This window comes from Geofilum rubicundum JCM 15548 (assembly GCF_000974365.1).
In the GTDB taxonomy this organism is placed as follows: Bacteria; Bacteroidota; Bacteroidia; order Bacteroidales; family Marinilabiliaceae; genus Geofilum; species Geofilum rubicundum.
In genome coordinates this window covers 112,654-132,199 of record NZ_BAZW01000001.1, presented here as the reverse complement: position 1 = coordinate 132,199, position 19,546 = coordinate 112,654, and the positions used below count along the sequence as shown (strand labels likewise).

10 protein-coding genes are annotated in these 19,546 nt (G+C 46.6%); 6 read left to right on the top strand and 4 right to left on the bottom strand.

Going from position 1 to position 19,546, the window contains the following annotated elements; all coding sequences use genetic code 11:
* Window positions 1-8 precede the first annotated feature (8 nt).
* The 4 genes from JCM15548_RS00525 to JCM15548_RS00510 form a co-directional block, all read right to left on the bottom strand.
* On the bottom strand, window positions 9-4,214 hold the full coding sequence (locus JCM15548_RS00525) for a hybrid sensor histidine kinase/response regulator transcription factor (protein WP_062121970.1): 4,206 nt from the start codon (window positions 4,212-4,214) through the stop codon (window positions 9-11).
* A gap of 105 nt (window positions 4,215-4,319) precedes the next feature.
* Window positions 4,320-6,596 (bottom strand): hybrid sensor histidine kinase/response regulator transcription factor, encoded by a 2,277-nt coding sequence (locus tag JCM15548_RS00520; protein ID WP_369403659.1) that lies wholly within the window; start codon window positions 6,594-6,596, stop codon window positions 4,320-4,322.
* Window positions 6,563-8,116, bottom strand: coding sequence for a ligand-binding sensor domain-containing protein (locus tag JCM15548_RS00515; RefSeq protein WP_062121968.1), 1,554 nt, complete (start codon window positions 8,114-8,116; stop codon window positions 6,563-6,565). Before JCM15548_RS00515 ends, JCM15548_RS00520 begins: the two co-directional genes overlap by 34 nt.
* Window positions 8,117-8,199: 83 nt before the next feature.
* Entirely contained in the window at window positions 8,200-8,418 is a 219-nt protein-coding gene (locus tag JCM15548_RS00510) for a two-component regulator propeller domain-containing protein (protein WP_062121967.1), read from the bottom strand.
* A gap of 331 nt (window positions 8,419-8,749) precedes the next feature.
* On the opposite strand from JCM15548_RS00510, the gene JCM15548_RS00505 reads away from it, so the two are divergent.
* The 6 genes from JCM15548_RS00505 to JCM15548_RS00480 all read left to right on the top strand — a co-directional run bounded on the left by JCM15548_RS00505 (window position 8,750) and on the right by JCM15548_RS00480 (window position 19,432).
* A complete protein-coding gene (locus tag JCM15548_RS00505; protein WP_062121966.1) occupies window positions 8,750-10,336 on the top strand; it encodes a glycoside hydrolase in 1,587 nt (528 codons plus the stop codon).
* 62 nt (window positions 10,337-10,398) lie between these two features.
* The gene (locus JCM15548_RS22405; protein WP_227625272.1) at window positions 10,399-11,097 is read left to right on the top strand and encodes a hypothetical protein; all 699 of its coding nucleotides are present in this window, start codon (window positions 10,399-10,401) and stop codon (window positions 11,095-11,097) included.
* Window positions 11,049-11,834 (top strand): cadherin repeat domain-containing protein, encoded by a 786-nt coding sequence (locus JCM15548_RS22400; protein ID WP_227625271.1) that lies wholly within the window; start codon window positions 11,049-11,051, stop codon window positions 11,832-11,834. Before JCM15548_RS22405 ends, JCM15548_RS22400 begins: the two co-directional genes overlap by 49 nt.
* 27 nt (window positions 11,835-11,861) lie before the next feature.
* Window positions 11,862-14,909 carry a SusC/RagA family TonB-linked outer membrane protein gene (locus tag JCM15548_RS00495; protein WP_062121965.1) on the top strand — a complete coding sequence of 1,016 codons (3,048 nt, stop codon included), beginning with the start codon at window positions 11,862-11,864 and terminating at the stop codon, window positions 14,907-14,909.
* A gap of 39 nt (window positions 14,910-14,948) precedes the next feature.
* Entirely contained in the window at window positions 14,949-16,556 is a 1,608-nt protein-coding gene (locus JCM15548_RS00490) for a RagB/SusD family nutrient uptake outer membrane protein (protein WP_062121964.1), read from the top strand.
* Between the two features lie 467 nt (window positions 16,557-17,023).
* Window positions 17,024-19,432 (top strand): glycoside hydrolase, encoded by a 2,409-nt coding sequence (locus JCM15548_RS00480; RefSeq protein ID WP_062121962.1) that lies wholly within the window; start codon window positions 17,024-17,026, stop codon window positions 19,430-19,432.
* The last annotated feature ends 114 nt before the right edge of the window (window positions 19,433-19,546 follow it).

Sequence of the window (19,546 nt, the reverse complement as noted above, 5' to 3'; positions counted from 1 at the left end):
CCCAACTCCTAAACCTTGCTTACCTCCGAGGGAAGAACGTCAAAAAAAGCACGAAAAGTTTTTGTAAAGTAGCCGGGATCAGAATAACCCACCAAATAGGCGATTTCAGAAATATTTCCGCCATCTTTTTCAAGAAGTTCTTTGGCCCGGTGCATTCGTACCGAACGAATAAACTGGTTGGCCGACTGGTTGACGACGGCTTTTAATTTGCGGTGTATTTGAGACTGACTCATACCTGCTTCTAAAGCCAGATCTTTAACCGAAAAATGTTCATTGCCTAAATTTTCCTCTACAACGCGCAATAGTTTTTCCATAAAAAAACGATCGCGCGAGGTCACGTCCACTTCTTTAAGTTGCACCAGACTTCGGACGTTGAATTTTTCACGCAATAAACGACGGCTTTCAATCAGATTTTTGACCCGTATCAATAACTCTTTGGGATTAAATGGTTTGGTCAGGTAATCATCCGCACCGTTTTCCAAACCCATGATCCGGTCGCTGACCGCTGCTTTGGCTGTTAACAAAATTAAAGGAATGTGGCTGGTTTTGTCATTGGTCTTAATGGTTTTACAGTATTCCACCCCATCCATGCCTGGCATCATAACATCGCTGATAATCAAATCCGGAATATGGACCAAAGCTTCCGAAATCCCTTTATAGGCAGATTCAGCCTGAATGACCAAATAGTCCTTTTTTAAACAATTTTGCAGGTAAACCCGAACCTCTGCATGATCCTCCACAATCAGAACCCGGGCTTTATCCTTTTCTTGGTCATCTCTTGCGCCCTCTAAGCCTGAGGGTTCATCCAACCAAAAACCCTCATCCAGCGGCTTATCCGTAAAAAGAGATTTTTCAACAATCTGCTCTTTGGAGTAATAATATCTGCCTATTGGAAGATACAATTGGAAAAGCGTGCCTTTTCCAACCTCACTCTTTACGGTGATTCTTCCCTTATGCATTTTTACCAGCTCCTTAACATACGATAAGCCAATCCCATACCCCTCAGAAGATGGATTAAAGGTATCATTGGCCTGATAGAAGCGGTCGTAGATATAGGGTATTTGATCTGCAGGAATTCCGACTCCACTGTCTTCAACAGATATATTTATCGACCCGCCCTCTTCCGTTTCTGAAAAAACTTTCAGTGCCACTCTTACAAATCCTTTATCGTCGGTAAATTTCAAGGCGTTAACGAGTAAATTATTCATTATCCGCTCTACAATATCCCGATCGAAAAAAAAGTTATTATGCCATTCGGCCTTATTATCTAAAGCACCCACATCGCAAATAAGGGTAATGCCCTTTTGACTGGCCATTGAAGCAAAGCCCATGGTCAATCCGCTCAACAGTTCCGCGACATTTCCGGTACTCACCCTTACCTTGTAATCGCCACTTTCCAATCGGGACAAATCCAGCAGTTGATTGATTTGATACAACAGTTTTTTTGTGTTGGCATACACCATTTTTAGTCCCTTCTTCAATTCCGGATTTCCGGCGTCTTCCATCATTTCTTGCACAGGCCCCTTTATCAGCGTCAGAGGGGTCCGCAATTCATGACTGATGTTGGCAAAAAACCGGGACTTCATCTGGTGAAGTTCCTTTAACTTATTGGTTTCAACAGCTGCCAGTTCCACCCGGTTTTTAAGCTTAATGCGAGAAAGCTCATACCGCCTGATAACAAAGACCAGAAACAACAAAAGATAGCCCAATACAACATATACCCAGGCACTGTTCCACCAAGGCGATTGAATCACAAAAAACAGTGAAGCTACCTGTTGGCTCCAGATGCCATCGCTATTGGTTCCGCGAACCCTCAAATGATACTTCCCGGGCTTTAAATTGGTAAATGTGACATTTCGTGATTGATTGAGATAAATCCAATGGTCCTGACCCGCATTTAAAGTATAAGCATACCTGATATTCCGGGGAACCGCATAGTCCAGCGCAGAAAACTCCACCGAAATGTCATTTTGATGGTGCCTGAGTTGTATACCCTCCCTATCAGTGGGTTTGTTTCCCAAGGCTAACAGTTCGTTAGTTTCAGAGGAGGAACTGACCCTGAAAGAAGTAAAAAGAACAGGAGGTTGATAAGTTTTTTGTTGAATGGTCTCGGGAAAAAAAGAATTATACCCTTTTATTCCTCCAAAAAAAAATTCGCCGTCCGGACTTTTGTAAAATGCACCACTATTGAACTCATCGCTCTGCAAACCATCCACCACCGTATAATTGGTAAACGATTCATCTAAAGCATTGAAATGAGATAACCCCCGGTTGGTGCTCAACCATAAACCACCGTGGTCATCACTCAGAATTCCATAAACCATATTGTTGGGTAGTCCCTCCTTTTTTCTATAGTTCGAAAAATGATGTGTTTCCCTGTCAAAACGACAGAGTCCTCCTCCCGCAGTGGCCAACCACAAATATTTTTCAGGATGCTGATCATCCGGAACAATCGCCCTTACATCATTTACCGGAAGGGATGTGTCATCGTGGCTATTGTGAGACCAGGTAAAAAATTCTCCTGAACGTTTATTAAAACGATGCAGTCCATTACTGGCACCCAGCCAGAAGTCTCCCGCAGCATCTTCATAAACAAAAGGAAAAACGGCTTCTGCCAACCGATCAAAAGGCGCATCATTATAGGTAAAATGTTCAAACTCCCCGGTTGTTTGATTCAGTCGCGCGAGGGTATAGGGCGTAACCACCCATACTTCATCTTGGGAAAGAAACACTTTGCACACCCTGGGATCTATTTGATGGTTGGCATCTACCAGCTTGGTCTCAAAAAGAAAATGGGTCTCCTTTTCAATATCATACCTGACAAGACCTTCTCCTGTCCCCAGCCACAGCTCCCCTTCGGTTCCTTCCACCATTGAATAAAACAAAGTTTCTTTCAATGGTTCATTTCCGGAAAACGAAACTGGCACATAAGTGCCAGCTAAGCGGTCTACTTTAAACAGCCCGGAATTGGAGCCGATCCATAAATAGTTTTTATGCCGGCTACTTTCACATATGGCGCGTATGCTCACATTACGCAAAGATTCATTGACCCCACTCTTGTCCATCATTTGATCATTCGGATAGTCGAATTTAATGGTATAGGGATTATAGACATACAAACCCATCCCATTGGTTCCGAACCACAGGGACCCGCCTTCATCTATGATTAAAGTATGTATTACGCCACTGGGGCTATCACGACCGACCACTTGACTGGTTGGTAAAAAAATGACCCTTCCGTTTTCCAGGGCAAGGATGGTCAAACCTTCGGGACCAGTCATCCAAATCTCTTCAGAACCGAATGGTGAATAGGAAACGGCTGACAGAATTTGTCCGGTTATCACCTTCCCATCTGAATTGGCGAAAGGAAAAAACATTTCTGTTCCCTCATCATAGCCATATAAGCCCCTGGCATTGCCCATCCATATTTGACCACCGGGCGTCTCCAAAATCACCCGGCCACCCAGTTGTTCCCTTTCCGGGGCAAAGGCCGGGGCTTTTCTTTTCTCACTGCTACAATAAACGCGTCGAAACACCTCTTCCTGCGCATCAACAGCCCGTGTATATATTCCATTGTAAGTTCCCACCCACAACCTATTTTCACCATCAAGTGTCAGGGCATTGATGCGGGCATCCTTTTCAGGAAAAACGGCGGGGGCATTAAATCTGTGTATTTCCGGAACCTCTCCCCCAAACAGATCCCCATCAAATGATGAAAGCAGTATTTTATTCAATCCACCCCCGTAGGTTCCTACCCACAGATTCCCGGATGCATCATGGAGTATGGTTTTTATATGGTTATGACTCAAACTGTTTTCATCGGCTTCGTCATGCTGAAATACCCTGAAACGGCCCGATGTTCGATCCAAAAGATTCAAGCCTCCGCTAAACGTTCCTACCCAGATCCGTCCGGCGTCATCTTCATGAATGTCTGTAATATAACTATCCGACAGAGTATTTGATTCAAAAGGAACATGCTGGAAGATGCGAAAAGAATAGCCATCATACATATTTAAACCATCCTTGGTGCCCACCCAAATGAATCCATATTGATCCTGAAGGATGCAGGATGTGAGATTCTGTGACAGTCCGTCATCAATGGATATGCTTCTGGCAGCACCGGCCATTCGGGAGTAAACGGGTTCATGTGTCACTTTCTGTGACCGGGTTTCCAGACAAAGAATCAGAAAAAGAAACAACACATATACACCCATATCCACCCGTATTTAGGGCGCAAGTTAGGGCTATACCAAAGAAAGCGCAATATGTAATTACTATTATGACAAACAAAACAACAATTAACCAACTCAACCAGCTGGTTAAACCTTTTTATTTCTCTGAAAATGAGACGGACTCGTTCCATATTCTTTTTTAAAGGAGACACCAAAATAGCTGACGTCCCGGTAACCACATTTATAAGCTATTTCTGAAACGGTCAATTGATTTTCCTCCAATAATTCCACTGCTTTAATCATTCTGATTTTGCGAATGAGCATATTGGGGTTGATGTTTAAAATTTCAGAGGTCTTGCGGTACAGCATAGAGTTGCTGATGGACAGTTCGCTGGAAATTAATTTGACCGATAAATCGGGATTGGCCAAATTCTCTTCAATAAACCCTCTTACCCTTGACAGAACCAAATCATCCTTGTCATTGGTGGACACCTCAGCATAAAACCGCTTTTGCATTTTCATTCTGGCTTCCATCCGCTTTCTGTGCTGAAGCAAGGCTTCCACTCTGGTCAGAAGGGTATTCAAATTAAAAGGTTTACTCATAAAACTGTCTGCCCCGGCCCGGTAGCCTTCCGCCTTATCAAAATCGGACGATTTGGCCGTGAGCAGAATCACCGGCAGATGCACGGTGGAAGGGTTCGACTTTATTTTGGTACAGAGCTCTACCCCATTCATGGCCGGCATTACAATATCGGACAAGATCAGATCGACCTTTTTATTCAGTGCCATCTCATAGGCAGTCACACCATTATTCGTTTCCAAAACCGTGAACAAGTCAACCAGGTTGGTCCTCAGTAAATTTCTGAAATCGGCATGGTCATCCACCAATAGGATGGTTGGCTTGTTTTCAAAACTCTGGTTGAGATTTTTTATACGAAGAATGGTGTCCTCTTCTATTTTTTCCGGAAGAAAGTTGGTGGAAGTTTTCTCTGCCCGCAAGGAGTTATACACCTCTGAATCATCATAAGAACTTCGGTTAACAGGGAGAATGAAGGTCACTTGTGTCCCCTTCCCTATCTCACTTTGGAGACTTATTTCCCCCTTATGAGCCTCTACCATGGCTTTGCACAAAGACAAACCTATCCCGAATCCCCCGCCCAATTGATCATTTCCTTTCAGGGCATGGTAGCGATTGAAGATGGCACTTTGCTCTGCTGCTTCAATGCCTGTGCCGGAATCAATCACCTCAATCACCGCTTCACTTCTTCCATTGTTTCGGTCAATGGTCAATTGCAGGATGACCTCTCCTTCCTCAGGCGTATACTTAAAAGCATTCGACAATAAATTAAAGAGCACCACATCCAGCTTCTCGGGATCAAACCAAACTTCCGAATCAGGAAAGTCGACCCGGATGTCAAATTGAATTTGGTTGCGCTTTGCCAATGGAACAAAGTTTCCGCCGATGCGCTTCACAAATTCATCCAAACGCCCCTTGGTGACATTCAGCGGTAGTTCCTTGACTTCTGATTTACTGTAATACAAAAACTGTCGGTTCAAACGCGTCAGTCGGTTAATGTTACGCTGGGCCAGAGAAAGATCTTTTCCGTTGGGAGCAGTGCGCAAATGTTTCCAATCGTCCATCAGACAAGAGAGAATACTCAGGGGCGTCAAAAATTCATGCGATACATTGGCGAACAAACCTTGCTTGAACAGATTCAGCTTATCCGACTTTTCACGCTCCAGGTGTTCAATCTCCAGAGCATGTTTGACTTCCTGATTTTTCTTCTCCATCCTTAAAAACAAAAGAAGAATGCCACCCAATAACAGACCGTACAAAACAAAGGCCCACCAGGTTTTATAGGGGGCAGGTTTCACTTTAATAAAAACTTTTTCTGTTTCAGCACTCCAATAACCACTGCTATTAGCAGCCTTGACTTTTAAAACATAACGACCGGGACTCAGATTCGAGTAATCCAAGGTACGCGTATCGGCATTCAAAATGCGCCATTCCGTCTCCAGTCCCTCCAATATAACCGCATACTTATTGTTCTCAGGTTGAGAAAACGAAAGGGCTGAAAAGGTCACCGAAAAATTGTTTCTTAAATGGTTCAAAACAAGGGGCGATTCATATCTGGTAGCAGAACGCACCGCCTGATTCATTACACGCAGGTCCGTGATAACAATGGGCGGTACATAATTATCAGGATGTATCTCCGTTGGATCAAAATAATTCAGCCCACTGTTACCGCCAAAATAGAGGTAGCCCTCCTCGTCCTTAAACCCGGCATCTTTATTAAATATATTACTTTGAAGACCATTCTCCTGCAAAAAATTATTGGCCATAACCGCAGAGTCCTGAACCGCCAGGCGGGTCAGGCCTCGGTTGGTACTCACCCACAGATACCCTGCTGCATCCTGTTGTATATGGTAGATGATATTTCCCGATACGTAGGGTCATACGAAACAAAATGATGATCCGAATTTGCTCTTTTGAACAATCCCCCACCACCTGAACCTATCCAGAGATGGTGGTCCCGATCTTCAAAAAGGGTATTGATATTATCGGTAATTAGCCCGTTACGCGCTTTGTCAGAGGCTGAAATCCGTTCAAAAACCAAGGGGAAATGAGTTCGGATGTCCGACACCAATTTATTAATCCCATGATCATAGGTGGCTATCCAAAGGGTGTCATTGTGGTCCTGGAGTATCGCAGAAATGCGGTTACTGCTCAGCGACTTCGGATTATCCGCCATGTGCTCGTAATGCAAAATATTAAAGCCTAAAAAATTATTCGGATCATATTGAACCATTTTATAGAGTCCGTTTTCAGTACCTACCCACAAATTCCCCAAATGATCGGGATGAATGACAGAAATCTCCCGGGCCGCAAAATCATATTCCGAAACATCCTTATTGATGACCACCGACCTGCCGGATGCCGGATCATATTTGATCAATCCCATATAACGCGTACCCAGCCACAAATGATCGCTACCATCCCAATAAAAACAGTTCACCGTGTTGATATCCGCAGGTAAGCCATCATACTCGGGCAGAGAGGTGTATTGGACAAAGGACTGGTTGTCGACATGGTAACGACCAAAGCCCAGACTTCGAACGCCGATCAGCAGGTCATTATTGGGCGCTTTGGTGAAGGCAGTCACCGACTGACTTTGAAAATTTGGAGAAACTTCGGGAAGGGACAAGGGCGAGAACAATTGCACTTTATCATCCAATATATTAACCCCTCCACCTGAGGTGCCCACCCAAATCAATCCGGAGGCATCACATAGTAAGGTGTAGGCTTCATCATGCGAGATCTGATGGATACCCGGGGCATTCTTAAACAAGCGATAGCCGGGTTGACGGCTATCGGGATCGGTCATCAAATCCAGCCCAAAAGGTGTACCTACCCACAAGTTCTCATTGTGATCAATGATCAAATCATAAATAACATCACTGATTAGCCCGGAGGATGGGGGCATCAGGTGCTGCCTGACTGCCAGGGAGTCGCCCAGAAGGGTCAAATGAACCAATCCGCCCTCCCACAGTCCCAACCAGAAATCGCCCTTCTCATTTTCAACCAAACTAAAGGGCGAGAAATGGGGAATGTCCAGATCAAAGTAGCTGGCCGACCAGGACCTTACCTGATTAGTCTTCTGATCGATCAGGGTTAAGGCGCCTTTCCAGGAACCCACCCAAATCCGGTTAAACGAATCCTGATACAAATGGGTGATCCAGTCGGAATTCATCCCCGAAACACCATCCGACAAATTATATAAGGCCACAATGCCTTCTTTGGGGGACAATACTTCAAGTCCCTCACCGGCAGTGCCCAGCCAGACATGATCATCGGCATCAACAACTAAAGTATTGATAACATCCAATTGAAGCTGATAAGGTGATTCACTTTGCGTATTGTAAAAAGTGAAGGTTTCCGTCACGGTATTAAACTGGGCTGCTCCCCGGTCGGTCGCACACCAAAGATTACCGTCCGAGTCTTCATCTATCGCATTAAACCAATTGGTTATAAGCCTTTGTCATGATATCCGGCAATGGAATATTCTCTCAGCTCGTAACCGTCGTACCGAATCAATCCTTCCGTGGTTCCAAACCAGATAAAGCCTTTTGAGTCCTGGAAAATATCATTCACATTATCAGAGGGTAAGCCGGTACTACTATTGATATTGGAAATATCATAAACCCCCGACGCATGGCAACAGGAGAAATGACCATTAAAAGCCAAACGATGCTGTTTTTTTTGCCCAGCAGTCGACCTGCCAAAACAAACAATTCTACCCAAATTCCACTACCTGATTGCCCCATTTCACACCTCCCCTTTTACTTTTTTACACACTTTCCTCTTGTAATTCATTCGACCGACCAGTAATTTTTGAACGATTTATCACTTTTCACTTCTAATATACCAATTTATCAGCGATTTAACCAATATAAACATTTTTGACTTTTATTGACTTTTGAATGAATTATAACAAAGACTGATTGTTTTTCAATAACTCAAGCGCACAAAATTAACTTTATTTGACAATCCACACCAACAGTTAACCAAGAAATTTATGCGAATTATTTATTTGAACATTTTAATGGTAATGGCTCTGAATTTTATCTCATGTGATGCGGAGAAACAAAACATCCTTATTGATATGCAGAAGGAATACCAGACCATTCATTCGTTTGGGGCATCAGATGCCTGGCGCTGCCAATTTATTGGTGCTCACTGGCCAACCGAAAAGAAGGAACAAATGGCCCAATGGCTTTTTAGTCGGGAAAGCGATGACAACGGCCAGCCTCTGGGCATCGGCCTGTCGCTTTGGCGCTTCAACATTGGAGCAGGTAGCATGGAACAAGGAGAAGAGAGTCACATCAACCACCCCTGGCGTAAAACGGAGAGCTTCCTGAATGCAGATGGCACTTATGACTGGTCGAGACAGGCCGGACAGCAATGGTTTTTGCAGCAGGCTAAAAAGTATGGTGTGGAGCATACGCTGGCATTTACCAATTCACCTCCGGTGCATATGACGTTGAACGGACAAGCCTACTCAGACAAGAACCGAACCACGCTGAATATTAAAGAGGGGCACCTGGACGATTATGCCGAATTCTTAGCAAAGGTATGTCAGCACTTCGACAGCATTGGTTTGGGGTTCAATTACCTGAGCCCCATCAATGAGCCCCAATGGGACTGGAGCAATCCTTCCCAGGAAGGCTCTCCGGCCTCTAACGCGGACATGTTTCATTTAACAAGACACCTTAATGAGGCATTCCTCAGCAGAGACCTTTCCACGCAAATAGCTTTGGGAGAAGCTGCTGAATACAACTTTCTCTATCAACAGGAAGAAAGCCATCCCGATGTATCCAATCAACTGGAGACATTCTGGTCGCCGGACAGCCCATTTTATCTGGGCTCATTTGAAATGGTAGCACCCGTCTATTCGGGACACAGCTATTTTACCACCTGGCCTGTTGAAAAACTCATAGAAGAAAGAGAACTGGTGGGTCAAAAAATGAAGGAGCTGGATCCATCCATTGATTTTTGGCAGAGTGAATTTTGCATCCTCGAAGAAAACGATGACGTCAACAGCGGACATCAGCGGGATTTGGGAATGGCCACTGCGTTGTATGTCGCCAGAGTCATCCACCATGATTTGGTATTGACCAATAGCGCTACATGGCATTGGTGGACGGCGCTTACTCAGGTGAACTACAAGGACGGACTGATCTATCTGGACAATGGCAATGAAGGTATCAGCGATCAACAGCATGCCGACAATCAGGTCTTGCAAAAAGATGGACGTTTTCACGACTCCAAACTCATGTGGGCCCTGGGCAACTACTCCCGCTTTGTCAGACCCGGCATGATCAGAGTGGAGGCCAACATCGAAGGCACTGAAGGTCCGATGCAGGAAGCGGAATCCTTCATGGTATCCGCCTACAAAGACCCGGCCAACAGGGAATTGGTATTGGTGGCTGTCAACTATTCCAGGGAGGCGCAAACTTTCAACCTGAGCTACCAAAGGGGATTTGAGAAAGAAGTAAAGACTTATACCACATCGGCATCCAGCAACCTGCTATTCAGCCCGGCTGGCATCAACCAGTTAAGCTTGCCAGCCCAAAGTGTTAAGACCTTTGTATTTAATTATTAAGCAGCCATGCAACAATATCATCACAGGTAAATATCAATTACATAAACAAACAGATTTTATTTATGACAACAAAAGCAATCAACTGGACGATCATTGTCATCCTCCTCTTCGGACTCGGAACCTGGGGATGCGATGACGATGATAAAGTATGGGTCGCCGATAGCGATCCGGAGCTTTCCCTGACAGCAGAGGAAATACATAGCGACCAGGGACGAACCATTCAAATTAAAGGAAACATTAAGGATGAACTGGGTATCAAATCCATTCATCTGAATATCGACGAATGGTTTCTCGACCGGGAAATCCTTATCTCGTCGAGTGATTCATTGGTAAAGGACTATCCTCTGGATTATGCCTTTCTTGTTCCTGAGGACGCTGAGGAAAAGGGTCATATCATTAAAGTAACGGTTTACAACATGGGCAACCGCTCGGTCAGTCAGAATGTCACTATCTATATGGACGGTGATTTTGATGGCCCAACCATGACCATTAACAGTCCGGTAAACGGACTCACCCAGGCCCCGGACGAAGAAATACCGGTAGACCTGTCGGTTGATCTGAGTGATGCCCGACAGTTGGGCTATTTTATTGTGGAGGAAGCCAGCCTCGAATTCAGAGACAGTATCTCCTATATGGGAAGCGGTTTGACAGCCGCTAACTATTCCAACACAGTCATGCTGCCGGCCACAGTGCTGAATACCACTTTAACTTTATGGTGGCCGACAGTGCCGGCAACACCGTCAGCAGCAGTCGGGTGGTAAAAGCGTCCTACGATTTTGACAAACTTTACCTCGCCGATGTGGCTACGGATGCCCAATTGGTTTCCGATTTGTTTGGAGTGCCCATGCTGATCTCCAAGACAGCCCCCTATAATTTTGAGGGCAAATATTATGCAGAGGCACCGGGTACGGAAATACGTTTTATTCCTCAAACAAGCAGTTTTCATCCGCACTGTTACGGACTGGATCCGGATGATCCGGACAAATTGATCAATGACCCGGAAAGGGCTGAACCGATTGTGCTGGAAGAAATCGGCTATTACCGCGTAAAACTCGACCTGCAAAACCGTACCTACAGTGTGGAGTCTTATGTACCTGCCGACGACTACTTTATGCCGAAAAAGGAGTTCCCCGATGATGAAGATTACATCAGCAGCACCTACTACGGCGATTTGGGAATGGTGGGTAAAGGTTTCCCTGAATATCCCGATCAAAACTGGGCGACCTGGGCATCTATTCCTTTCGACAGGGATCCGGAAAACAACTACCGTTTCTACAAAACCCTGGATATGGAAGGCACTGTGGAAATGATTTTCCAGCCAGAACATCCTTGGGGATGGTGGCCGGAACCATTCTGGAGGTTCGACCGCAGCGTTGACCCGGAAAGAACGGTTCCCAATGGTGGTGACAACCTGAATATGGATGTACCCGAAAGAACGACCTACCAAGTGGTCTTCGATTCTCACCTGAACAGGGCCAAAGCCATCCGTGTAGAATAACAAATATAAAAATCAAAATACAGAACAATGAGAAATCAGATTTATAGAGCCCTATGGCTGGTAGCGATATTCTTTACTTTTTCGCTCACTGTGCTGGCTCAAAACAGATCCATTCAAGGAACTGTCCTAACAGAAGATGGAGAGCCACTTCCCGGTGTATCCATTGTTATTCAGGGAACCACCACCGGTGTCATAACCGATATCGACGGGCATTTTCAACTGCAGGCTGCGCCCGAGGATATGCTGCAGATCAGCTTTATTGGCTTCGACAATCAGGTCATTACCGTGGGCGACCAGTCGCGCTTCAATATCATCATGCAAGATTCGATGATCAGTCTGGACGAAGTTGTGGCCATTGGCTACGGTCGCGCCAAGAGAAGCGACCTCACCAGCTCCATCGCTTCGGTAGATGGCGAGGAAATGAAAAGCATGTCGGTTGGCAACCCCGTCAGTGCACTGCAGGGGAAAGCCCCCGGGGTGCAAGTGGTGGCTGGTAGCGGTCACCCCGGTGCCAGCCCAAAGGTCATGATTCGGGGATTTACTACCATTAACCTGGATACCGATCCGCTTTATGTGGTGGATGGGGTGCCCATGGGGGGCAATCTCAACTTTCTTAACACCAACGAGATTGAGAGTATGCAGGTACTGAAAGATGCTTCAGCAGCCGCCATTTATGGTAGCCGTGCTTCCAATGGTGTTGTGTTAATCACCACCAAGCGAGGATCTGAAGGAAAAACCCAATTTACAGCCGACCTGTCCTATGGCATCCAGGTTTTTGAGAAACCCTTTGAAATGGCCAATGGCACTGAATATGCTGAGATTATGAATGCTTCAAGAGCGACGGCTGGCTTGAGTGAAAAATTTGCCGACCCGGGCTCGTTTGGTCAGGGAACCGACTGGTGGGGTGAAGGCATCCAAAACACATCGCCCCAACGCAATTTCAGTCTGCAGGCCTCAGGTGGAACAAAAGATAGCAGATATGCCGTGAGTGTCAACTATTACGATCAGGCTTCCTTCTATCAATCGGGTAACTGGGAAAAATTCACGGCCAGATTGAGCTCCGACTGGAACTTTGCCGATTGGGTGACCGCAGGGGTGATGTTAAACCCCCGTCGTGAAAAATGGGACAATACACCGAATTGGTACCAGGACTATCTGATGATTGACCCGTTGACGCCCATCTACCGCCCGGAAAACGAACGTGAGGGCCTCAATGAATACAGCATTTATCAACGGTCTTACCACACCTATACCTGGAATCCCATTGCGCGTGATGCCAGAAGCTTTGGCACCGGCGGCTATTATGCCATGTCGACCAACGCTTACGCAGAAATAAAACCAATCAAAGGACTGGAATACCGGACACAAATTAGCGGGGATTTCAAATTTTACCATGAGGACGATTTTGCGCCCGATTTTGTCATCGATGGTGCCCATGAAGCCAACACGATCAATTCGGTATCCAGAGAGCACACTTTTGATAGCTACTGGAACTGGACCAATACGCTGACCTACGAGTTGAGCAACAATGGTCACAATGCCTCCATTATGGGTGGTGCCACGCTTGAAAAGTGGAATGGCCGGAATTTAGAAGGAAACAAAGAAGGCATTCCCAACAATTCAGATGTATTAAGGGAAATTGATGCCGCCACTGAAAATCCAGAGATTGGGGGGAACTCATGGGCTACCTCCATACAGTCCTATCTGGGCAGGTTGACCTACAACTATATCAATCGCTACTATGTAACGGCGACGTACCGACTGGATGGCTCCTCTAAATTCCTTAAGAACAACAAGTGGGCCACCTTCCCATCCGTTTCGGTGGCCTGGCGTTTGTCCGACGAGGACTTTCTGTCGGGTGCGAATTTTCTGACCGACTGGAAAATACGTGCCGGTTGGGGACGCCTGGGTAATGCCGGCTTGCCTTCCAGCGTGTACTTGTCTTCATTGGGAAAAGACCACTATGTTTTTGGATCTGGTCAGGGCTCATTGGTCAATACTACCTACCTGAACAGCATGAAAAACGAGGACATCAAGTGGGAAACCGTAGAAGATTTTAATCTGGGTACCGACTTTTCCCTTTTCAACAGTCGCGTTTACGGATCTTTCGAATACTACCAAAAGAAAACCCGCGACATGCTTTTCCAGCTGCCTTATCCCAATTACAGTGGCTACCCCAACGATGCCCTGATCTGGTCCAATATTGGGTCTATGAAATCGGCCGGTTATGAAGTAGCCCTCAATTATCAGAATCAGGCAGGTGAATTCAGGTATGATGCGGGCATCACCCTGACCTCTGTGGCCATGGAGGCGACCGACCTCCCGGAATCCACACCGGTCATATACGGAAATAATGAACATACCCGGACGATTGAGGGCGATGTCCCAGGCCATTTTTACGGCTACCAAACCGATGGCCTGTTTCAAAACCTCTTTGAAATCAATTCGCATGCCAGTAAAAACGGGCATATTTTGCAACCCGATGCCCGTCCCGGCGACATCCGTTTTGTGGATGTAAATGGCGATGGCGAACTGACCGGTGACGACCGCACCAAGTTGGGCAGTCCATGGCCGGATTTCACCGGCGGCATCAATATGAATCTGGGCTGGAGAAATTTCGACCTCGTGGCCAATGCCTACTTTAGTATCGGGAACGACCTGGTAAACTGGTTGCGACGGGATTTATACAATACGGAGGGATCTGATAACAATGTGATTGCCGGACTACTGGACAAGACCTGGAATGGGGAAGGCAGCACCAACGAGTTTCCACGCATTGCCCATACTGATATGAACCAGAACTTTATCCGTTTCAGCGATTACTTTGTGGAGGACGGCTCTTTCTTGCGATTAAAAAACCTTCAGGTGGGTTATACGCTCGACCAATCGGTATCCCAGCGCTTGGGACTGACCAAGCTAAGAATGTATGTTTCGGGTCAGAATATCTGGACGCTCACCAACTACTCAGGGGTGGAGCCTGAAGTGGCCGGCGACAATGTTCTCAATACTGGTTTTGCCGGATGGAATTACCCGGTTTTGCCCACCTACCTGGTTGGGGTTAATATCACTTTTTAAAAACAGCCATGCTGTTTAGAAAAAATAAATTGTAATCTTATGAAACGACTGATTAATATAGTATTAACCATTGCCCTGCTCACCGCGACTGCGTGTGAGGACTTCATCGAAATTGAAGACAGAGGGCAACAGAATCTGGACAACTACTTTGCCACAGATGCTGAGGCGGAGGCCTTCGTCAATGGCATTTATAAATCCTTTGCCATTTGGGACGAATGGTGGCAGCAAGTGAGTAGAATCACCAACATCATGGCCACCGATGATGCCTGGATGGGGAATCTGGGCCAGAACCCCGGGGATCACTTTGCCATGGCACATTACTTTGTGGAAGCTTCCAATGCCCCCGGTGCTCTCAAAAACTATTACCGCTTCAAATATGAAAACATCGGGGCCTGTAACATCGCCATTAGCCGCATTCCCGAAGCCAACATTTCAGAGGGCATGAAAAACCGACTGGTGGGTGAAGCCAAATTTTTCAGAGCCTTCAGTTATTGGGAATTGGTACAAAACTTTGGTGATGTGGTTTTAATAACACAGCCTGAATCATCAGGCGGTATCAATAAAGCCAGATCGCCCAAAGCGGAGGTTTATGCACAGATGGTGCAAGACCTGAAAGAGGCAGCCGCCGTCTTGCCCCCTACCTATGACGAAGCCAACACCGGTCGGGTAACCAGCTGGGCGGCAAAGGCACTGTTAGCCAGGACGTACCTGTTCATGGCGGATTATGCGAATGCCTATGCTTATGCCGACACGGTTATTAAGGAGGGTCCCTTTGAACTGGAGCCCAATTTTGTAGACATTTGGAGCGTGTATAACCACAATGGCCTGGAATCTATTTTTGAAATCAAAGCCAATTCTGACCAGAACTACAATGTGGGAAACCGTTTCTCGGTAGTTATGGCCGCCCGTGGAGAAATGTGGCCCGAAGGAGAAGAGGACAAAGTGATGGATGGCTGGGGATGGTGTGTTCCATCTTCACATTTGGAGCAGGCTTACATCTCTGAAGGAGACGAAATTCGCCGAAAAAGCACCATCATTAAACTGGGCGAACCTGTATATGGCGATGAAGCAGCCAATCCCAACTACCAGTTCAACCCCGACCTGAACAAATCGGGTCGCGTCTGGCGTAAATACTATGTACCCATTGCCATGCGCCAGCAACTGGTGACCAAAGACCGTCACATCCCGCTTCCAAAAATATTACTGCGTTTGGCTGAAATGTACCTGACCAGAGCCGAAGCGGCCTACTTCCAAAACAATGTGGCTCAGGCCAGAGCCGATATCAAAACCATTCGCGCCAGGGTGGAGCTGGGCGACAAGGATGGCTTGTCGGGCAACGACCTGCTCTATGCCATCTGGAAGGAGCGCCGTCTGGAAATGGCTTCTGAGGAGTTACGTTTGTTCGATTTACGCCGCCAGATCGATCCGGTATCGGGCCAACCCATGATTGCTGAGGCCATGGGACCCGATGGCTATTTCGTTCAGTACAATCTGAATGAAAGCACGGATCCTTACGAAACCATCCATCCGGAAGAGCGTCAGGACAAAGGCATTCGTTACCAGCCCGGACGTCATGAACTATGGCCGATACCCCAATCGGAAATAGATCGAAGTCAAGGAGTTGTCACACAAAACCCCAACTATTAACCAACCAAATGTCAGGTGCTGCTGCCCATGATTCGTCTGCCTATAAAGCACAAAAGAACTTTTTGTGTAACAGACCGTTTCGTTTAGTAATGGCGCAGCAGCAACTGCATTTAAACCGGAGAGTTGGCCCCAGGGCCATCTCTCCTTATTCCATTGTTGAAAAAAACATCTTGACCCAAGCCTTTCAATTTTGACCTTCCGCGTTTAACCTGGTTAACCCATCCAGATCGATAAAAACAAGTTTAAAAATCCGTCTAAATGGTACACTATGTTTTTACTTTTTATTCTATTTGTCTTTGTCTTTGACGCCATAGCCTTTTATTTATATATCAATAAAAGCCGTAGAATTCCATCTGCATGGAAGAGCATCCTTCCCTTTATGTGGATATTTCCGTAAACAATCGGTGTAAGTTTCGTTTCTGGGGACAAACCGGACGGCATGACTTACGCCATCAAGCAGTAAAAAAATGAGAAAAAAAACACTACTTTACTTTGTCATAGGATGGTTGTCAATGACGGTTTACAGCCAGACGGCTGTTCATATCAACGTGGCAGAACAACACCAAACCATACGCGGCATTGGTGCCTCTGATGCCTGGAATTTTGACCCGGTGGGTAAGCACTGGAGTGAAACAGTAAAGGAAGACATTGCGCTCAAATTATTTTCACAAGAGGTGGATGCCAATGGCCATCCATTGGGCATTGGCCTGTCGCGCTGGCGCTTTAATGTGGGCGGTGGCAGCGCCGAACAAGGCGAAGCCAGCAACATTGACCAACCGGAGCGCAGGGCAGAATCCTTTTTGAATGCAGATGGCACCTACAATTGGGAAAAGCAGTCGGGCCAGCAATGGTTCCTCAACAAAGCCAAAACGCATGGGGTGGATCACCTCGTGGCCTTTGTCAACAGCCCTCCCCGCTTCTACACTAAAAATGGCCGCGCCAATGCCGACGACCATGGAGGCACTACCAATTTAAAAGCGGAGCACTTCGACGATTATGCCACTTTCCTAACCGAGGTGCTGGCTCATTTTGATAATCAGGGACTGACCTTCTCACAAGTGAGTCCGGTCAACGAGCCCCAATACCCATGGTTGAGCGGACAGGAAGGGACACCCTGGACCAATCAGGAGATAGCCCAAATCACGGGACTGCTGAACCAGTCCATTCTGGACAAAGGATTAGATACCCAAATTTTATTGGCCGAAGCGGAAAGCTATCGGGTGCTCTATCAAAACAACACCTCATACACCAACCGGGACGACCAGATCAATGCCTTTTTCAATCCCGCTTCGACCCATTATCTGGGCCATCATTCACAGGTATTGAAGGGCATTGCCGGCCATGGTTACTGGACGGACACATCGGACGAAGAAATTATATCTGTCCGCCAGGCCGTTGCTCAAAAAGCTGCGGAACAAGGCATTGAGCTGTACCAGACCGAGTATTGTTTGTTGAGCAACGATTATGACAATTATCTCTCCAATTCCATCTTCTTAGCTAAAATGGTACATGCCGAGCTGGCCATTGCCAATGCATCGGTTTATGACTTCTGGACGGCCATTGAGCGGGAGCGCTGGAGCCAGAAAAACCGCTTTTACCTGATTCGCCTTCGCCCCAATGGTGGCGACTATGTGGACCTGGAGAACGGCGGGACCATCAGTGCCGATAAAAACCTGTGGGCCCTGGGCAACTTCAGCTATTTTATTCGTCCCGGCTACCAGCGCATCAGCACCAACAACACCGAAAACTTGTCGGGCCTCATGAGCTCTGCTTATCTGGCTCCCGACCAGTCGGAAATCATTGTGGTCCACGTCAACTGGGGAAACGCCGTCACTGAAATGGACCATTTGTTCTATGCCTTGCCGGAAGGAAAAAAAATCAAACAAATCACGCCTTACGTCACCGACGCCACCAACAACCTGCAACAAAAAGCGGCCATTAACAGCGGAGACAGCTACACCATTTCTGCCAAATCGGTCACAACCATGGTGGTGGAACTCGAAGCATCGAATGGTTCTGTAGAGGACCCGGTCGCTTCGCAACAACAACTGCTAACGGGAGAAAAAGAGAATGAAGCCATTGTCTATCACGATTTTCTGGAATGGACCATCGCCGATGCCAACAAAATTCCATCCTGGTACCTTCAGCAGGATAATGGTACGTACACCGACTGGGTCGCCAACCCCGACCAGTCTGGTATCAACGGCACAGCCACCAGTCTGGTAACGGAGACCCAGTCGCCGGTCGACTGGTGGGGCAATTTTCTGGCCTTCCGACTGGAGACGCCTGTTACGATTACGGAGGAAAATCGCTTTTTGCACATTTTGCATTACCGGGAACACAACAATTATGGCTGGAGCTTCCAAATCAATACGGATGCTCCCTATGAAGATGCGGGCACTTATCTGGGAACCCTGAGATTCGACGGCGATAACGCCAGCGACAACACCTGGGAAGACGTGGTAATCGACCTGCAGCACCTGATTGAGACGGGTACACCGCTTGAAAAAATTCTGATGATTGTAGACAAGGCCTGGGAAAGTGAAAAAAACAGCGCCCCATCCAAATACTATTTTGATGAAATCGTGCTTTCAGCCTCTCCCTTCAGCAGGACGAGTGTAACGGCCATCCCCGGAGCTGTATCCACCTCATCCGGATTGAACGTTTGGCAGTCTGCTCCTCTTCAGATAAGCGTTTCCGGCTTAAATATGAAGCAAATAGACCTCTTCGACATCAGCGGCCGTAAGGTTCTGTCCGGAAAAAATTTGAACAACACCCCCACTTATAACCTTCATATGCCTGCCACGGGGCTATATATTATAAAAGTCCGCACCACGGAGGGAGGCATTTTAACAGAGAAGGTATTGGTAAAATAAATGTAATGCGTACTTTTACGGTAGCACCTTTGCTCTAAAAAAGCTCCCTGTACGCGGAAAGGACGAACTTTATTCAATGGTTAAATTATCCATCAAACACCAATTATAATATTT

Coding starts and splice junctions, on each gene's coding strand:
- JCM15548_RS00480 (WP_062121962.1), top strand. CDS start 17,024: ATGAGAAAAAAAACACTACTTTACTTTGTCATAGGATGGTTGTCAATG.
- JCM15548_RS22400 (WP_227625271.1), top strand. CDS start 11,049: ATGGTGGCCGACAGTGCCGGCAACACCGTCAGCAGCAGTCGGGTGGTA.
- JCM15548_RS00525 (WP_062121970.1), bottom strand. CDS start 4,214: ATGGGTGTATATGTGTTGTTTCTTTTTCTGATTCTTTGTCTGGAAACC.
- JCM15548_RS00490 (WP_062121964.1), top strand. CDS start 14,949: ATGAAACGACTGATTAATATAGTATTAACCATTGCCCTGCTCACCGCG.
- JCM15548_RS22405 (WP_227625272.1), top strand. CDS start 10,399: ATGACAACAAAAGCAATCAACTGGACGATCATTGTCATCCTCCTCTTC.
- JCM15548_RS00505 (WP_062121966.1), top strand. CDS start 8,750: ATGCGAATTATTTATTTGAACATTTTAATGGTAATGGCTCTGAATTTT.
- JCM15548_RS00495 (WP_062121965.1), top strand. CDS start 11,862: ATGAGAAATCAGATTTATAGAGCCCTATGGCTGGTAGCGATATTCTTT.